Below are 17,004 nucleotides of genomic sequence, written 5' to 3' on the forward strand. Positions count from 1 at the left end.
TGATGTCGCTTTTCGTCCCGGCTACGTGTTATTTGTAACGTTTATGTCCGGATGTAAATAGATGTTTGCCTGGTTGAGTATACGGAAAGAACGCTGTTGTGGAAGGGTAAAATGCTGTTTATCGCGTTGGGATCTTATTTTTTAACTATGTATTAACTATTTTGTGACATGAGTAAGAATAATGCGCGGTGAACGTTGCCGACCGGGTGAAACGGGTCTTCACCCGGCCGTTTATTTCTTACTGCAGCTGTTTTTTCCGATCGTTCTGCTTATTGACCCAGGCGTTGATAAGCAGCGTCAATGTCAGAATACCACCGACCACGCCCAGCGAAATGCCGATGGGAATATGGTAAAAATCGACGATCAGCATTTTGATCCCGATAAACACCAGAATTACCGACAGGCCATACTTCAGCATGGAGAAGCGCTCCGCAACCCCAGCCAGCAGGAAATACATGGCGCGCAGGCCGAGAATCGCGAACAGGTTTGAGGTCAGCACGATAAACGGATCGGTGGTCACGGCGAAGATGGCGGGAATACTGTCGACGGCAAAGATAACGTCGCTCAGCTCAACCAGGATCAGCACCAGCAGCAGCGGCGTCGCGTAGAGCACACCGTTTTGGCGGGTAAAGAAGCGCTCACCCTCGATTTTATCCGTCATGCGCAGATGATTACGGATCCAGCGCACCAGCGGTTTATCGCCGATGCCGGAATCATCCTCTTTCGCCAGCGCCATCTTCACGCCGGTAAACAGCAGGAATGCGCCGAAGACGTAGAGCAGCCACTCGAACTGGGAAATCAGCCAGCTGCCGGCGAAGATCATGATTGTACGCAGTACGATCGCGCCCAGTACGCCATAGACCAGTATTCTGCGCTGTAGCGCAGGCGGAACGGCAAAGTAGCTGAACAGCATCAGCCAGACGAAGACGTTATCCACCGCCAGCGCTTTCTCGATCAGGTAGCCTGTGAGGAACGCCAGCGCTTGCGGGTCGGCCACGGCGCGACCTTCGGTCTGCACCAGATACCACCAGAAAGCGGCGTTAAACAGCAGCGAGAGGGTAACCCAGAGGATGGACCAGCCAGCGGCCTGCTTCATGGTCATGCTATGCGCACCACGCCGTCCCTGCAGCAGCAGATCGATAGCCAGCATGATGACCACGACCACTGCGAATCCGCCCCATAACAACGGTGTGCCGACAGTATTCATTACGATATTCCTTACATAAAAACAAAACGGCTGACGTCGGAAGACGGCAGCCGCTGCGCTTTTATGCATAGACCTCGCCTTCCGGCAAGGTCTCACTTACAACAAGAATCTGTTGCCCGGCGACCGGATGCGGTTTTTCACGCATCGTAATGACGATCGGCCGGCAAGGAAGTTACTCCCCTTTGCGCGTAACAAAGTATTACAGGTTATAAATGGCGTCAATGGAGGTCGACGGACCATTTACACAGCTTTACGCCACCGATTGACTATCCGCCGGGAAGACCACGCCGGTCTGGCGACGAATTTCGCTCAGCAGCTTCGCCGTGATGCGGCTTACTTCCAGACCCGGATGAGCCACCTCGTTGGCTTCAACCAGACGAGCGAACTCCTCCGCTTCATACAGCATAGTATTGATATGCTGCGGCTGGGTGAGTTCCTGAGACTTGCCGCCCCGCGGCACGAAGCAGACTTTCTGACATTCGGAGATTTTTTCGATCACCAGCGCGCCGGCTTCGCCCTGAATTTCGCTCGGGATGGCCGAATCGCTTACCTTCGAGTGGTGTAGGGTGACATCGAAATCTCCGTAGCTCAGAACAACCGTGCCCTGGCCGTCAACGCCGCTCTCCAGCAGGCTGGCGGTTGCGTGCACCGCGCGAGGCTCGCCCCACAGCGCCACCGCGGAGGCCAGGCAGTAAAAGCCGATGTCCATGATCGAGCCGTTAGAGAAGGCCGGATTGAAAGTATTGGGATTTTCGCCATCGAGATAGCGCTGATAGCGGGAAGAGTACTGGCAGTAATTAATAAAGGCTTTGCGCAGCTTGCCGATCTTGTCGAACGACTGTTTAAGCAGCAGGAAGTTTGGCAGGCAGGCGGTTTTGAACGCTTCGAAGAGGACCACGTTATTTTCCCGCGCCGTTTTAATCGCGGCTTCGACTTCCTGCAGGTTCGAGGCCAACGGTTTTTCGCAAATCACGTGCTTTTTATGGCGTAGAAACAGGCGGGTTTGCGGGAAGTGCAGCGAGTTTGGGCTGGCGATATAGACCGCGTCAACGTCAGGGCTTTGCGCTAAATCTTCCAGCGAAGTGAACAGATGTTCGACGGGATAGTCACTGGCGAAGGCCTGGGCTTGCTCAAGGCTGCGGGAGTAGATGGCGGTGAGTTTATATTTGCCGGTTTCATGGGCGGCATCGACAAACTGCTTGGTTATCCAGTTTGTGCCAACAACTGCGAAACGTATCATAAACGTTGACGAACTCCGTAAAAAGGACCTTTCGTCACTGTAGCACGCCATCATGACAAAACCAGTGCGCTATGGCGCAGAACGCTCTAACGAAAGCTGGGTCAGCCACAGGCGAGTATCAAACTCCAGCTGATGGTACTGCGGCTCCATATGGCAGCACAGCTGATAGAACGCTTTGTTGTGCTCTTTTTCCTTCAGGTGCGCCAGCTCGTGCACCACGATCATCCGCAAAAAATCCTCCGGTGCGTCGCGAAAGACGGTAGCGACGCGAATTTCGGCTTTGGCCTTCAGCTTGCCGCCCTGAACGCGGGAGATCGCGGTATGCAGGCCGAGCGCGTTGTTGAGGACGTGGATCTTGTTGTCGTACATCACCTTGTTAATGGGCGCCGCGCCGCGCAGATAGCGCGACTTTAGATCCTGGGTATACTGGTACAGCGCTTTATCGTTGTTGATATCGTGACCCTGCGGATAGCGCTTTTTCAGCACCTCGCCGAGACGGTTCTGTTCGATTAACGTGGTGACCTGCGCCAGCAGGGATTCAGGGTAGCCCTGGAGATAGGTTAAAGTGCTCATGCAGCCTGTTTGGGTCATTCAGCGACAACTGCCGGGGATTCTAGCACCCCGCGCGGGCAGGATGCCAGAAAGGCGGCGTTACTCGATCATCGCGTCTTCTACCGCCCGGTAGCTAAAGAAGTCAAACAGCGCCTCTTTACGATGCAGCATGCTATCCACGCAGGCCATACCGACAAACGCGCCGGTAAACTCGCCGTAGCCGCTGTATTCATCGGAAAAGCGCGAGGTGTCGTAGACCGCGCCGATATTTTGATATTTCTCGCCATTGACGGACCACGAGCACTGTATCTCCCGGCCGTTAATCGCCATCGCCAGATAGACTTCTCCCTCCGCAAGGCGGATTTTCTGCGGGTCGTCGTGACGCTCGCCGTTATCCATATAAATGATGGCCAGCTGCGCTGCACCGGCGGCCTCATCCCAGGTTTTATGCAAAAACAGATAGTTCATGTTGTCGTAGTAGAGCGTCAGGCCGGCGCTGTGCTGATAAATCTCCGGGCTGAAATCCATCTTCGTAACGATAGTGGCGTATACCGAGGTGAGCTTTTTCGCCAGCAGGCTGACTTTATTGAGCGAGCTCAGCGACTCCTGACCGCGTAAGGCCAGGTAGCCCGCCTTACGCTCAAGGCTGGTAAAGCGCTGAAAGCGGATCCGCGGCGCATAGAAGGCGTTATCCAGCGTCTGCCCATCAAAATCATCCCTGTCTGGTTTAGCCGGAAACGGCTGAGAAGGCAGATTCGACTCTTCCACCTGGTACTGAGCGAGGTTCCCCCCGGCCGCCAGCCGCAGCCAGCCATCGTCGCTCCATACCATCTTTTGTATCGCCGTCTCGCGGCCTAGCGGGCAGCGCAGCTCCTTGCGAAAGGGTCTGCTGCAAAGATGGGTTAACCAGACTTCGCCCGTTGGGGTCTCGACGTAGCTGCCGTGCCCGGCTTTTTGCAGATAGGTTTGCGGATTGAAGTAGTGTGGTTTGAGATGGCCTGCGTCGTGGCGAGCGTTAAAGTTCTCCGGCCAGGAGGTGACGATGGGGTTTTGCGGATCGCCCTCATAGGGGCCGGCGACCTGCGTTGCGCGCGCCATGGTGACCGCATGGCCGTAGCCGGTACCGCCTTCGGCGACCATCAGGTAGTAATAGTCGCCGCGGCGCGTCAAATGCGGTGCTTCAATACAGCCGCGATCGGTACCACCGCGCCAGATCCGCTGCGGATAGCCGACAACGCTTCGCGTTTGCGGAGAATACTCCACCAGGCAAATGGCGCCCGGTTTTTCGTAACCTTCGCGGGTTTCCCACTCCAGGGAAACGATCCATTTTTTACCGTCGCTGTCGTGCAGGATAGAAGCATCGAATCCGGCAGAGTGGAGATAAACCGGCTCACTCCACGGGCCGGTGATTTCACTGGCAGTAATAAGATAGTTATCTACATCGAAATAACGTGAATTCATGGAATTCATCACACCATAAATAACGTAGAACAGCTTTTCCTCTTCACACCAGGTCAGGCTCGGGGCCCAAATGCCTTTGGCGGAGGGCAGCTTTTTTAAATCCGGATTATTATCATCGGTAAGAACGTGGGTGAGTAATTGCCAATGTTTGAGATCTCTCGAATGGTAAATCGGCAGGCCGGGAAACCATTCAAAGGAAGATACAGCCACATAATAATCATCGCCGCGCCGACAGATACTGGGGTCAGGATTAAAACCTTTAAAAACAGGATTCTGAATCATCGTATTTACCCTTAATGCGCAAAATATAGCGATGATTGTAAATAGGCGAAGGCGACGGGGATATATAGACTCTGGCTATTTATATAATAAACGTCTACTTATCTGGTGATACGGCTCACAAAAACGCGTTATTTCTCCGCCCGACGCCCTACGGCATCGGTGCTTCTGACTTTGTGACGGAAGGCCAGCGGGGTGTCGTTCATCATCTCCTTAAACTTGAGGCAGAAGTAGGCGCTGTCGGTGAAGCCGGCGCTTTGCGAGATATCGCTAATCTTCAGATCGGTGTTGGTCAGTAGATTGATAGCGATATTCAGTTTGCGCAGCAGCATAAATTTTTTGAAGCTGATGCCGAAGGCGGATTTAAAGGTGCGGGAAAACCAGGATTTCGACCACCGGCAGCGGCGGGCGGCTTCTTCGGTTGTCATCTCAAAATTTTCATTCTCATCAATAGATTGCAGCAGTTCGATCAGCTCACTCAGATAGCGGTGGTTGGTGCGTTCAGTAATGGGGACGGAATCTTTCAGGCTATTAAAGGCGTGCAGCAGCACGGTCTGCATCAGGGAGCGAAACAGTGAATCGGTAAAGTCGCTGAACTCGCCGCACCAGCTCAGCAGCAGCTCAAGGCGCTCGGCTTCCTCGCCGGAAAGGTAAGCGACCGCGCCGCAGTGGGCGGCGGGGAGCGACAGGTCGTATCCCTCGAGCCACTCTTTTTCGAATTGCATAAGATAACGCTTGTGGCTGGCAGCGGCTGGGAGCGTCATTTCATGGATCAATAAGGCGGGGACGAAAATCAGGGTATTGTTTTTTATCGTAAATTTCTCATCGCCAATCGAATAGCTGCCCTCCGACTCTCTGAACCACATCAGTTCGTCCATCATATGAAAATGAGGGACTACGCTTATGCCGTTGAAATTATTAATGTTATCTACCCGCAGGGTAAATAGCTCGCCGGCGCCCACGGGGATCTTTTCGAAAACGGGAGATTCGTCACTCATCGGGTACACTCTTCTTATATTTAACAGGATGATTTATACATAATTGGTAAGCCCTAAGCAATAACGTACAGAGGACAAATATTAACGATCTTTCTGGCGGAGGCGCGATGAACACTGCCCGTATCAGTATTAAAGAAAAATTTAGCTATGGGTTAGGGGATACCGGTTGTAATTTAGTCTGGCAGACGGTCATGCTGTTTATGGCCTGGTTTTATACCGACGTATTTGGTTTAAATCCGGCGCATATGGGAACCATGTTTCTCGCGGTAAGGGTATTAGACGCGGTGACCGATGTATTAATGGGGGCGGTGGCGGATCGTACCCGGACTAAATATGGGCAATTCCGCCCTTATATTTTATGGTTCGCGATTCCTTTTGGCGTACTTTGCTGCTTAACATTTTATACGCCGGATTTCGGTTATACTGGCAAGCTGATTTACGCCTATGTTTCTTATACCTTATTATCACTGGTCTATACGGCGATTAACGTTCCGTATTGCGCGATGATCAATAATATCTCTAACGATTCCCGCGAGCGCGTTTCGCTTCAGTCCTGGCGCTTTGCGCTCAGTACGCTCGGTGGTCTGATTGTCTCGCTGACCGCGCTGCCGCTGGTGGCCTGGCTGGGTCAGGGTAACGTGCAAAACGGCTATTTTTACACCATGATTGTGATGGGGTGCCTGAGCATCATCCTGTTCTTTATCTGCTTCGGCTTGACGAAAGAGCGCTACACCACGGATATCGCGGTCAACAACCAAAGCAGCATTCTTGACGATCTGAAAACTCTGCTCGCCAATAAGGACTGGCGCATTCTCTTCGCGCTCAACGTTGTTAACCTGATTGCGGTGCTGTTTAAAGGCGGGACCACGCTCTATTACGTCAACAACATTATGGGGCGGGCGGATCTGGGCAGCCTGCTGCTGACCACCACCCTGGCCTCCGGCGTGCTGGGTGCGATGCTCTCCCCGTTTATCTTTAAAAATATTGATAAAGTGAAAGGGTTTAAAATCTCGATGGCCATCGAGGCGGTGCTGCTGATAGGCATGTACTTCGTCCCGGCGGGGAACGTGGCCGCTATCTTTGCGCTGGTGATTATCATCAATATTATTCAGCTGGCCGCCACGCCGCTGCAGTGGAGCATGCTGTCCGATATCATCGATGCGGAAGAGAAACGCAGCGGCAAAAAACTCAGCGGGATCGTTTTTTCAACAAACCTGTTTGCCATCAAGCTGGGGATCGCCATCGGCGGCGCGCTGGTGGGCTATATGCTGGCATGGGGCGACTACGTTGGCGGCGCAGCGCAGCAAACCGACTCCGCGCTGCAGATGATCAAGCTGCTGTTCACCGTCTTCCCCGGGGTACTGGTGGCGCTGCTGATTGTTATCATGAGCAAGTACAGTCTGGACGATAAACGCCTGTCGCGCCTGGCGCAGGACGACCTCCCGGCGTAACGAGCTATCGCCCGGCAGAAGGAGATAATCGGCGCATCTCTATTCTACTGGGCGAAGTTTGCGTATAAACTCGCGGGTTTTAGAGTTCCGGAGGCACAAAGGCGATGAGCCAGGTAGAGTTAAACGGTGAGTTATTCACATTAGAGCGGTTCCCGCCAAATGCTGAAGAGGAAGCGCTTCAGGCGTGGGAAGCGGCGGATGAATATCTGCTGCAACAGGTGAATGATGTCGACGGCCTGACGCTCATTTTCAATGACAGCTTCGGCGCGCTGGGCTGCGCGCTCGCGGAACGCAATCCGGTCAGCATCAACGATTCCTACGTATCTGAGCTGGCGACCCGCTACAACCTGCGGATGAACGGCATTGATGAAGAGAGCGTACGTTTTCAGGATCCCCTGAGCGAACTGCCCGCAGCTCCGAAACTGGTGCTAATTAAAGTACCAAAACAGCTGGCGCTGCTGGAGCAGCAGCTGCGCGCGCTGCGTGCGGTTGTCACGCCGGAAACCCGCATTGTTGCCGCCGCGAAAGCGCGGGATGTGCATAATTCCACCCTGGCGCTGTTTGAGAAGATCCTCGGCACCACCACCACATCGCTGGCATGGAAAAAGGCGCGGCTGATTTTCTGTACCTTTACCGCGCCTGAGGTGGCCGATGCGCCGCAGACCTATAGCTGGCAGCTGGACGGTACGCCGTGGACGATCCACAACCACGCCAACGTGTTCGCCCGCAGCGGCCTGGATATTGGCGCGCGCTTCTTCCTGGAACATCTGCCGGCAAATATCGAAGGCGAGATCGCCGATCTCGGCTGCGGCAACGGCGTGATTGGCCTGAAAGCGCTGGCCTTAAACCCGGACGCCCGGGTGATGTTCACCGATGAGTCCTATATGGCGGTGGCCTCCAGCCGGCTGAACGTTGAAACCAACCTGCCGGATGACATCGAGCGCTGCGAGTTTGTGGTGAATAACGCGTTGTCTGATATTGAGCCGGACCGTTTCGCCGCCATCCTCTGTAACCCGCCGTTCCATCAGCAGCATGCGATCACCGATCATATTGCCTGGCAGATGTTTAACGATGCCCGCCGCAGCCTGAAGTACGGTGGCGAGCTGTACGTTGTCGGCAACCGCCACCTTGATTATTTCCGCAAGCTGAAGCGCGCGTTCGGTAACTGCACGACGATCGCCACCAATAATAAATTTGTGGTGTTGAAAGCGACAAAGGTGCGCAAGCAGCGCTAAGCCTTATCGGCTTCCCCGGCTTCCCCGGCTTGCGGCTGACGCCTTAGCCGGGCAACTGGTCGGGTCTTCTTTCCCTAAATTGATAGCGCCAGCCTGGTGCCCTGAGCGATTGCCCGCCGGGCGTCCAGCTCCAGCGCCACGTCGCAGCCGCCAATCAAATGCGCCGGTTTACCCGCCGCCCGAAGCGGATCGGCCAGCTCGCGGCGGGGATCCTGACCGGCGCAGATAATCACATGATCGACGTTAAGCACCTGAGATTCGCCGCCGATCGTCACATGTAAGCCGGCATCATCGATCCGTTGATAGCTGACGCCGGGGATCATTTTGACGCCGCGGGCCAGCAGGGTAGCACGATGGATCCAGCCGGTGGTTTTCCCCAGCCCGTCGCCGGGCTTGCTGGTTTTGCGCTGCAGCATCACGATCTGGCGCGGGCTTTTAGCCAGCTGCATCCCTTCCGGGCGTAATCCGCCCGCGCTCTGCAGGCTGGTATCGATCCCCCATTCTGCACAGAACTCGCCGATATTCTGGCTGGTGGCGATGCCGGACTGGCTAAGGTACATGGCGGTATCGAAGCCGATCCCGCCGCAGCCGATAATCGCCACCTTCTCGCCGACCGGCGCTTTATCGCGCAGGACATTGAGATAGCTCAGCACCTTGGGATGATCGATCCCCACGATATCCGGCATCCGCGGGGCGATCCCGGTAGCGAGGATAACCTCATCAAATGCCAGCAGATCGTCCGCTGTCACCAGAGTTTCAAGCCGCAGCGCGACGCCGGTAAGATCCAGCATTCGACGGTAATAGCGCAGGGTTTCATAGAACTCCTCTTTGCCGGGGATCTGTTTGGCGATGTTAAACTGGCCGCCAATCTCGCGGTGACCATCAAACAGGGTAACCTGATGTCCGCGCGAGGCGGCGTTAACGGCAAAGGCCAGCCCGGCGGGGCCGGCGCCGACCACCGCCAGCCGCTTCGGCGTCGCCACGGGCACTATAGGCATCAGGGTTTCATGGCAGGCGCGCGGGTTGACCAGACACGAGGTGACTTTGCCGGCGAAGATCCGATCGAGGCAGGCCTGGTTGCAGCCAATACAGGTATTGATCTCCTCCGCTCGTCCGCTCTGCGCTTTAGAGAGAAATTCGCTATCGGCGAGAAAAGGGCGAGCCATCGAGACCATGTCAGCGTCTCCGCGGGTCAGGATCGCTTCCGCCACGTCGGGATCGTTAATCCGGTTGGTGGTGACCAGCGGGATCGACACCGCGCCCTTCAGCTTGCGGGTGACCCAGCTAAACGCGCCGCGCGGTACCGGGGTGGCGATGGTGGGAATGCGTGCCTCGTGCCAGCCAATACCGGTATTGATAATCGTGGCCCCCGCGGCCTCAATCGCTTTCGCCAGCGCGGTGACCTCCGCCAGGGTGCTGCCGCCGCTGACCAGGTCGAGCATCGACAGGCGGTAGACAATAATAAAATCGCTGCCCGCGCGCTCCCGCACGGCTCTGACCACCTCGACGGCAAAACGCATACGTCGGGCGTAGTCGCCACCCCACTGGTCGTCGCGCAGGTTGGTGCGCGCCGCAAGGAATTCGTTAATCAGGTAGCCTTCCGAACCCATCACTTCGACGCCGTCGTACCCGGCTTCCCGCGCCAGCTGGGCGCAGCGGGCAAAATCATCGATCAGCTGCAGGATCTCTTCGTGGCTCAGCGCGTGAGGCATAAAGGGGTTGATCGGCGCCTGCAGCGCGGAAGGGGCCACCAGCTTCGGCTGGTAGCTGTAGCGCCCGGTATGCAGGATCTGCAGGGCGATTTTGCCGCCCTCCTCGTGTACCGCATCGGTGATATGGCGATGATGAGAGAGATGGCTGGCGTCGTTAAGCACCGCGCCGCCCGTCATGGTGACGCCGGAAGGGGCGGGGGCAATTCCGCCAGTGACGATCAGCGCCACCCCGTGGCGGGCGCGCTCGGCGTAAAAAGCCGCCAGCCGCTGCGCGCCGTCCGGCAGCTCCTCCAGGCCAGTATGCATCGAGCCCATCAACACGCGGTTTTTGAGCGTTGTGAACCCCAGGTCAAGCGGGGCGAAAAGCGACGGGTAGCGGCTCATAATCTCTTCCAGTGTAAAATTATTGTTATGTGGTCGGATGAGTTACTAATTTAGCCGTCGCGGGCGAAAAGGGAAAAGGGGAGTGCGGCGATTGTGATGGGATTCAAAGAACGGTGAAGAGTTCCTCCTCCCTCGGTGGGGAGGAGAAGAAGAGGGGCTATGGCGTTACGCGTTGGCGATGCGCCAGACCCGGCGCCTGCCACATTGAGGTTGTCAACCCGCTATCCACCAGACCGAGCTGCTCGGCGTACACCGACTGCCATTTGGCCATCATCTCCTGATACAGCTCGCGGTGCGCCGGATTGGGCGTAAATTCCCGATGCCAGTTCACCAGCTTCTCGCCGGTCGCCGCCATATCGCTGTATAGCCCGGCGCCAGCCCCGGCGGCGATCGCACAGCCCAGCGCCGTCGCCTCGCGGACCTCCGGCACCCGTACCGGCAGGCCGGTAACATCGCTGAGGATCTGGCTCCACAGCGCGCCTTTTGAGCCTCCGCCCGCAAAGACCAGGCCGTCAAACTTCACGCCGGAAAACTGCGAAATTTGCGCCAGGTTACAGGCGGAAACAATCGCCGCGTTCTCTTCCAGCGCGCGGAAAAGGGTGGCTTTATTGCATTTTTCCGGGTCGATGGAGAGGTTAATAAACGACGGCGCGGCGTGGTACCACTGCTTAAAGTGCATGGCGTCAGAGAAGATCGGCATCACCCCGTGAGAACCCGCCGGCACGCGGCTGGCCATCTCTTCCAGCAGGCTGTAGGCGTCGACGCCGAGGCGTTCGGCAATCAGCTTCTCTTCCGCGCAGAAGGCATCGCGGAACCAGCGCATGGTCAGGCCGGTGAAGAAGCTGATGGACTCCGCCTGCGCCATACCGGGAATGACGTGCGGGTTAACGCGAATATTCATCTCCGGATCGGTGCGCACTTCCGGCAGGTTCACCACCTGCTGCCAGAAGGTGCCGCCGAGCACCGCGGTCTGCCCGGCGCGCACCACGCCTAGCCCGAGGCAGCCGAGCTGGACGTCACCGCCACCCATCACCACCGGCGTGCCGGCGCGCAGCCCGCTTTGCGCCGCCGCCGCGTCGGTTACTGCCCCCAGCACGCTGCCGGTCTCTTTTACCGGCGAAAGAATGTCGGCCCGCAGTCCGGCCATATCCAGCAGCGCCGGCCGCCAGTCGCGGCTGAACAGATCGAGCATGCCGGTGGTCCCGGCGTTAGAGGGGTCGACCGCCAGCTCGCCGGAAAGTTTCGCCGCCAGCCAGTCGCTGATCATGGTGATGGTCGCCGCGCTGCGGTAAATATCCGGGCGATGATGGGCCAGCCACAGCAGGCGCGGCATGGCGCTTAGCGCCAGGGTCTGCCCCGACACGCCGTACACTTCCGATTCAAAATGGTTGTCGTGGATCTCTTTGAGCTCCGCCACCTCCCGGCTGGCGCGGGCGTCAACGTTGGCGCAGGCCCAGATGGCCTCGCCGTTGCGGTCGTAAAGCACGATGCCTTCACGCATCGAGCAGCAGGCGACGGACTGAATATCCCCCGCAGAGAGATGGGCGGCGGCCAGCGCCTGGCGGATACACTGGCAGGCCAGCTGCCAGTTGGTGCCAAGGTCGAACTCCATCGAGCCGGGGACATTGTCCACGCTCAGGTGCTTCCATTCGGCCTGGCCGACCGCAATCTGGCGGCCGTTGAGATCGAAAATTACCGCCCTAATGCTGCCGGTCCCGGCATCTAACGCTAACAGGTAACTCATGACATGCGCCTCGCTCGTATTGCGCGGCGCAGAGCCGTTATGAGGCCAGCGTGAGCACCGCGCGTGCTGTTGTCTCTTCCGTTACCAGGCCATTAATCCGCTTGCCGATAAGGGCCGCGTAAATCGCCTGCGCTTTTTCTGTGCCCCCGGCGACGCCAACGATGGTCGGCAGCTGCGCCAGCTCATCAAGGGTAACGCCGAGCAATTCCCGATGGATCTCCAGCCCTTCAACCGGTTTACCGTCGGCCTGCAGGAAATAACCTAAAATGTCGCCCACCGCGCCTTTGCGGGCGTACATCAGCTGCTCGCCCTCGCTGATATAGCCGGAGCGCAGGATGGTGGCGTCGCGGCGCTGATCGATGGCGCCGATGCCCACCACCGCCGCATCCGCCGCCGTGGCGGCGAGGATCACGTCGCGGACGCTCGATTCCCGGCGCAGGATCTCCGCCACATCGGCCGATGATACCCTCAGCGGCGCGGGGATCATGCTGACGCTACAGGCGGCGTCAAGCTGGCCAATACCGGTCATATACGGGCCCACGCCGCCGGAAAGCGTCACCAGCCGAATCTGCTGGGAGCCGATAAACCCGCTCAGGTGCTGCAGGCAGCTCATGGTCGCTTCGCCAAAGCCCACCGCCAGCAGCTGTCCCGGCTCCAGCACGCCCATTAACGATTGCGCCGCGCCAATCCCCAGGCGGGTGTTCATCGGGGGCGTATTCAGCGCCGGCAGCACGCGGGCGATTTTCAGGCCGAAGCGCTGCTGAAGTTCGGTTTCCAGCGCCAGGCAGCCTTCATAGCGCGAATTAATCTGGACGCGGATCACCCCCGACTGGCGGCCCTTCTCCAGCAGGCGGGAGATCTTTAACCGCGGCAGTCCTAAACGCTCGCCGATGTCGTTCTGCGTCAGGCCGTCGTGGTAGTAACACCACGCCACCCGAGCCACCAGCTCCTCCTCGGCTAACGCCAGCCCGGCGTAGCGGCTCTCTTCCGTAATGCGTTTTTCGCTCATAAAGTGAACTCTTATAAAAATTTAGATCATATGTTCGTTATTGCGCGGTCGGAAAATGTGAGCCGACTGGCAAAACCGATCTTTCATTGTTCGCTGGTTTTATTCAAACGATCTAAAGCATAAAACTGTGATCGTTGCACGGTTGTAAATATAGTTCACCGTCTACGCTTTTGAACATTATTAATTTAAAAAATCTTTTGTTCAAAACGAGGCGCGATGATGAAGCCACTGCTTAAAGCTCGCCAAATCTGCAAACAGTTCTCCGGCGTCACCGTGCTGAAGCAGATTGATTTCACGCTGCTTTCCGGCCAGGTACACGCGCTGATGGGCGGCAACGGCGCCGGGAAATCGACGCTGATGAAGATTATCGCCGGCGTGGAAACGCCCGACAGCGGTGAGCTTATCCTCGGCGAACGCGCGTTTGCGCGCCTCACTCCCGCCCAGGCCCATCAGCAGGGTGTGTATCTGGTGCCGCAGGAACCGATGTTATTCCCCAATCTGACGGTGCGGGAAAATATTCTTTTTCGTCTGCCGAAGCGGGCCGATAACGAGACCCGCCTGCGGGAAAAGCTTCAGCAGCTTAACTGCCAGCTTAACCTTGAGGCGGCGGCCAGCACTCTGGAAGTCGCCGATCAACAAATGGTGGAGATCCTGCGCGGGTTGATGCGCGACGCGCAGATCTTGATCCTCGATGAGCCCACGGCTTCATTAACCCCGGGGGAAACCGAACGTCTGTTCCGTCAGATCCGCTCTTTACAGGCGCTCGGCGTCGGGATCGTGTTTATCTCGCACAAACTGCCGGAGATCCGCCAGGTCGCCAGCCACGTCTCGGTAATGCGCGATGGCGCGGTGGTGCTGAGCGGAGAGACCGCGCAGTACGGCGACAATCAGCTGATCGGCGCGATGACGCCCGTCAGTCGCGATCGAGCCCTGAGCGACACGCAAAAGCTGTGGCTGGCGTTGCCGGGTAATCGCCGCACTCAGGCGCAGGATTTCCCGGTGCTGCGGGTGGAGGATCTCACCGGGGAGGGATTTATCGATCTCAGCCTCGAGATCCGCGCCGGAGAGATCGTCGGCCTCGCCGGGCTGGTCGGCTCCGGGCGCACCGAATTCGCCGAAACGCTCTACGGTCTCAGGCCAGCGCGCGCCGGGCGGGTGTGGCTGGAGAACCGCGATATCAGCCTCGACAATACACGCGCCAGGCTGGCCAGCGGACTGGTCTATTTGCCGGAGGATCGGCAGGTTTCCGGGCTGTTTCTCGATGCGCCGGTGCGCTGGAACACGGTGATGTTTAACCAGCCATCGCTGTGGCAGCAGAACAGGCGCGAAGCGGCGGTGGTTGAGCGCTATCACCGGGCGTTGGGGATCAAAATGGCCGATGGCGATCGCCCGGTGCGTACGCTCTCCGGCGGCAATCAGCAGAAAGTGCTGCTGGCGCGCTGCCTGGAAGCTAACCCGCTGCTGCTGATCGTTGATGAGCCAACGCGCGGCGTCGACGTTTCCGCCCGCGCTGATATCTATCAGCTGCTGAAAAGCGTCGCCGCGCAAAACGTGGCGGTGCTGATGATCTCCAGCGATCTCGACGAGTTCGTCGGCCTGGCCGACCGGGTACTGGTGATGCATCAGGGCAGGCAGAGCGGCGAGCTGGCGCAGCAAGCGGTCAGCGTTGACCGGATGATGACCCTGGCCTTCGGAGGGCAGGCATGAAAACGTTACTGAAAAATCGCGAACTGAGCGCCTTTCTCGCCATCGTGGTGCTGTTTGCCGGGCTGGTGGCGCTCAACCCGGCCTATTTCAGCTTACAGACCCTGGGCATGATCTTCGCCAGTTCGCAGATCCTCTGCCTGCTGGCGCTGGGGGCAACCCTGGTGATGCTGACCCGCAATATTGACGTTTCGGTGGGGTCCACCGTCGGCCTGAGCGCTATCGCGGTGGGGGTGGCGCTGAATAGCGGCTATGGCCTGATGACCGCTATCGCCTTCGCGCTGGCGATCGGCGCGCTGGCCGGCGCCTTTAACGGTCTTCTGGTGGTGGGGCTGCGGATACCGGCGATTGTCGCCACCCTCGGCACTCTCGGGCTTTATCGCGGAGTGATGCTGCTGTGGACCGGCGGCAAGTGGATTGAAGGCTTGCCGAACAGCCTGAAGGCGCTGTCGGAACCGGCGTTCATCGGCATTTCGCCGCTGGGCTGGCTGGTGCTGGCGCTGCTGCTGGCGGGCGGCTGGATACTGTCGCGCACCGCCTTTGGTCGCGATTTTTACGCCGTTGGCGATAACCTCGCCGCGGCCCGCCAGCTCGGGGTGGCGGTGAACCGCACGCGGATGCTGGCATTCACCCTTAACGGTATGCTGGCGGCCTGTGCCGGGATTGTGTTCGCCGCGCAGATTGGCTTTGTGCCCAATCAGACCGGCAGCGGCCTGGAGATGAAGGCCATCGCCGCCTGCGTGCTCGGCGGGATCTCGCTGCTTGGCGGTACCGGCACGCTGCTCGGCGCTTTTCTCGGCGCCTTCTTCCTCACCCAAATCGATACCGTGCTGGTGCTGTTCCGTCTCCCGGCGTGGTGGAACGACTTCATCGCCGGCCTGGTCCTGCTCGGCGTACTGGTGCTCGACGGGCGTCTGCGTCAGGCGCTGGCCCGCCATCAGCGGGCGCTGAAGTACAGCCGCTTTCAGCCCGGCAACAAAGGGGGCAAGCGCGTGGCCTCGTTTCCCCAACGCAAAAACAAAGAGGTGGCGTAAATGAAGCTCAACTGGGAAAGCGCGCTGCTGGCGTTACTTGTGCTGGAGATCCTGCTGTTTGGCGCCCTGAATCCGCGCATGCTGGATCTCAATATGCTGCTGTTCAGCACCAGCGATTTTATCTGCATTGGCATCGTGGCGCTGCCGCTGACGCTGGTGATCATCAGCGGCGGGATTGATATTTCGCTCGGTTCCACTATCGGCCTGTGCGCCATCGCGCTGGGGGTGATGATGCAGGCGGGCTGGCCAATGAGCCTCGCGATCCCCCTGACGCTGCTGCTCGGCCTGTTGTGCGGGCTGCTGAACGCGGCGCTGATTCACTACACCGGCATTAGCCCGCTGGTGATTACCCTTGGCACCTTGTACCTCTACGGCGGCGGCGCGCTGCTGCTGTCGGGCATGGCCGGGGCGACCGGCTACGAAGGCATCGGCGGATTCCCGGATAGCTTTACCGCCTTCGCCAATCTGACCCTGTTCGGCCTGCCGATACCGCTGGTGCTGTTCGCCGTTATCACCTTTTTCTTCTGGCTGCTGGCCCATCGCGGGCGCTTTGGGCGGCACCTTTTTCTGCTTGGCCAGAACCCGCGCGCCGCGCGCTACGCCGCGCTTTCCGTTAACGGGATGCCCTACGCGCTGTATGGCCTGGTGGGCGTGGCGTCGGCAGTGGCGGCGCTGGTGATGGTCTCCTATTTCGGCTCGGCGCGCTCGGACTTAGGCCGCGACCTGCTGATGCCCGCGCTGACCGCCGCGGTACTCGGCGGGGCCAATATCTACGGTGGTTCCGGCTCGATCATCGGCACGGCGCTGGCCGCGCTGCTGGTGGGCTATTTACAACAAGGTTTGCAAATGGTCGGCATCCCCAACCAGGTGTCGAGCGCGCTGTCAGGGGCGCTGTTGGTTGTGGTGGTGATGGGGCGTTCGCTGAGTCTGCACCGTGAATGGGTGCGGATGAGCTGGCGGCGTCTTTTCTCGCGTAAAACAATCGGAGCATAAA

At 58.3% G+C, this 17,004-nt stretch carries 13 protein-coding genes; 5 read left to right on the top strand and 8 right to left on the bottom strand.

Annotated elements, in window-relative coordinates:
* Positions 1-238: 238 nt before the first annotated feature.
* The 5 genes from EGY08_RS18440 to EGY08_RS18460 all read right to left on the bottom strand — a co-directional run bounded on the left by EGY08_RS18440 (position 239) and on the right by EGY08_RS18460 (position 5,737).
* On the bottom strand, positions 239-1,207 hold the full coding sequence (locus EGY08_RS18440; protein WP_123828735.1) for a TerC family protein: 969 nt from the start codon (positions 1,205-1,207) through the stop codon (positions 239-241).
* A 250-nt stretch (positions 1,208-1,457) separates the two neighbouring features.
* Complete coding sequence (locus tag EGY08_RS18445; protein WP_123828736.1) at positions 1,458-2,447, bottom strand: Gfo/Idh/MocA family protein; 990 nt, start codon at positions 2,445-2,447, stop codon at positions 1,458-1,460.
* A 69-nt stretch (positions 2,448-2,516) separates the two neighbouring features.
* Entirely contained in the window at positions 2,517-3,020 is a 504-nt protein-coding gene (locus EGY08_RS18450; protein ID WP_009651851.1) for a M48 family metallopeptidase, read from the bottom strand.
* 78 nt (positions 3,021-3,098) lie between these two features.
* Positions 3,099-4,742 carry a glycoside hydrolase family 43 protein gene (locus EGY08_RS18455; RefSeq protein WP_123828737.1) on the bottom strand — a complete coding sequence of 548 codons (1,644 nt, stop codon included), beginning with the start codon at positions 4,740-4,742 and terminating at the stop codon, positions 3,099-3,101.
* Between the two features lie 128 nt (positions 4,743-4,870).
* Positions 4,871-5,737: an AraC family transcriptional regulator gene (locus EGY08_RS18460; protein WP_087828347.1), complete on the bottom strand. Its 867-nt coding sequence runs from the start codon at positions 5,735-5,737 to the stop codon at positions 4,871-4,873.
* A gap of 107 nt (positions 5,738-5,844) precedes the next feature.
* Between EGY08_RS18460 and EGY08_RS18465 the strand changes: the two genes are divergently transcribed.
* Together EGY08_RS18465 and rlmG are read left to right on the top strand one after the other, a co-directional pair.
* Positions 5,845-7,188: a glycoside-pentoside-hexuronide (GPH):cation symporter gene (locus tag EGY08_RS18465; protein ID WP_004125469.1), complete on the top strand. Its 1,344-nt coding sequence runs from the start codon at positions 5,845-5,847 to the stop codon at positions 7,186-7,188.
* A gap of 104 nt (positions 7,189-7,292) precedes the next feature.
* Complete coding sequence (rlmG, locus tag EGY08_RS18470) at positions 7,293-8,423, top strand: 23S rRNA (guanine(1835)-N(2))-methyltransferase RlmG (protein ID WP_112166996.1); 1,131 nt, start codon at positions 7,293-7,295, stop codon at positions 8,421-8,423.
* 74 nt (positions 8,424-8,497) lie between these two features.
* Here the strand turns inward: rlmG and EGY08_RS18475 are convergent, their stop codons facing one another.
* The 3 genes from EGY08_RS18475 to lsrR all read right to left on the bottom strand — a co-directional run bounded on the left by EGY08_RS18475 (position 8,498) and on the right by lsrR (position 13,272).
* Positions 8,498-10,519 (bottom strand): NADPH-dependent 2,4-dienoyl-CoA reductase, encoded by a 2,022-nt coding sequence (locus EGY08_RS18475; RefSeq protein ID WP_004125462.1) that lies wholly within the window; start codon positions 10,517-10,519, stop codon positions 8,498-8,500.
* A 157-nt stretch (positions 10,520-10,676) separates the two neighbouring features.
* Positions 10,677-12,263 (bottom strand): autoinducer-2 kinase, encoded by a 1,587-nt coding sequence (gene lsrK / locus EGY08_RS18480; protein ID WP_049123015.1) that lies wholly within the window; start codon positions 12,261-12,263, stop codon positions 10,677-10,679.
* A gap of 37 nt (positions 12,264-12,300) precedes the next feature.
* Positions 12,301-13,272, bottom strand: a complete 972-nt coding sequence (gene lsrR / locus EGY08_RS18485) for a transcriptional regulator LsrR (RefSeq protein WP_004125457.1) — start codon at positions 13,270-13,272, stop codon at positions 12,301-12,303.
* Positions 13,273-13,491: 219 nt separating this feature from the next.
* Here lsrR and lsrA point away from each other — a divergent pair, with 219 nt between their 5' ends.
* The 3 genes from lsrA to lsrD are packed head-to-tail and all read left to right on the top strand — an operon-like array spanning position 13,492 to position 17,003.
* Complete coding sequence (gene lsrA / locus EGY08_RS18490; protein ID WP_049113939.1) at positions 13,492-14,979, top strand: autoinducer 2 ABC transporter ATP-binding protein LsrA; 1,488 nt, start codon at positions 13,492-13,494, stop codon at positions 14,977-14,979.
* The gene (gene lsrC / locus EGY08_RS18495) at positions 14,976-16,010 is read left to right on the top strand and encodes an autoinducer 2 ABC transporter permease LsrC (protein WP_049113937.1); all 1,035 of its coding nucleotides are present in this window, start codon (positions 14,976-14,978) and stop codon (positions 16,008-16,010) included. Before lsrA ends, lsrC begins: the two co-directional genes overlap by 4 nt.
* Positions 16,011-17,003, top strand: coding sequence for an autoinducer 2 ABC transporter permease LsrD (gene lsrD / locus EGY08_RS18500; protein ID WP_049113935.1), 993 nt, complete (start codon positions 16,011-16,013; stop codon positions 17,001-17,003).
* Position 17,004 lies beyond the last annotated feature (1 nt).

Source organism: Klebsiella sp. FDAARGOS_511, assembly GCF_003812845.1.
GTDB lineage: Bacteria > Pseudomonadota > Gammaproteobacteria > Enterobacterales > Enterobacteriaceae > Klebsiella > Klebsiella grimontii.

Excerpts from the sequence above, each read along its gene's own strand:
- EGY08_RS18455 (WP_123828737.1), bottom strand. The coding sequence starts at position 4,742 with ATGATTCAGAATCCTGTTTTTAAAGGTTTTAATCCTGACCCCAGTATC.
- rlmG (WP_112166996.1), top strand. The coding sequence starts at position 7,293 with ATGAGCCAGGTAGAGTTAAACGGTGAGTTATTCACATTAGAGCGGTTC.
- EGY08_RS18460 (WP_087828347.1), bottom strand. The coding sequence starts at position 5,737 with ATGAGTGACGAATCTCCCGTTTTCGAAAAGATCCCCGTGGGCGCCGGC.
- EGY08_RS18445 (WP_123828736.1), bottom strand. The coding sequence starts at position 2,447 with ATGATACGTTTCGCAGTTGTTGGCACAAACTGGATAACCAAGCAGTTT.
- EGY08_RS18450 (WP_009651851.1), bottom strand. The coding sequence starts at position 3,020 with ATGAGCACTTTAACCTATCTCCAGGGCTACCCTGAATCCCTGCTGGCG.
- EGY08_RS18465 (WP_004125469.1), top strand. The coding sequence starts at position 5,845 with ATGAACACTGCCCGTATCAGTATTAAAGAAAAATTTAGCTATGGGTTA.
- lsrK (WP_049123015.1), bottom strand. The coding sequence starts at position 12,263 with ATGAGTTACCTGTTAGCGTTAGATGCCGGGACCGGCAGCATTAGGGCG.
- EGY08_RS18440 (WP_123828735.1), bottom strand. The coding sequence starts at position 1,207 with ATGAATACTGTCGGCACACCGTTGTTATGGGGCGGATTCGCAGTGGTC.
- lsrR (WP_004125457.1), bottom strand. The coding sequence starts at position 13,272 with ATGAGCGAAAAACGCATTACGGAAGAGAGCCGCTACGCCGGGCTGGCG.
- lsrA (WP_049113939.1), top strand. The coding sequence starts at position 13,492 with ATGAAGCCACTGCTTAAAGCTCGCCAAATCTGCAAACAGTTCTCCGGC.
- lsrD (WP_049113935.1), top strand. The coding sequence starts at position 16,011 with ATGAAGCTCAACTGGGAAAGCGCGCTGCTGGCGTTACTTGTGCTGGAG.
- lsrC (WP_049113937.1), top strand. The coding sequence starts at position 14,976 with ATGAAAACGTTACTGAAAAATCGCGAACTGAGCGCCTTTCTCGCCATC.
- EGY08_RS18475 (WP_004125462.1), bottom strand. The coding sequence starts at position 10,519 with ATGAGCCGCTACCCGTCGCTTTTCGCCCCGCTTGACCTGGGGTTCACA.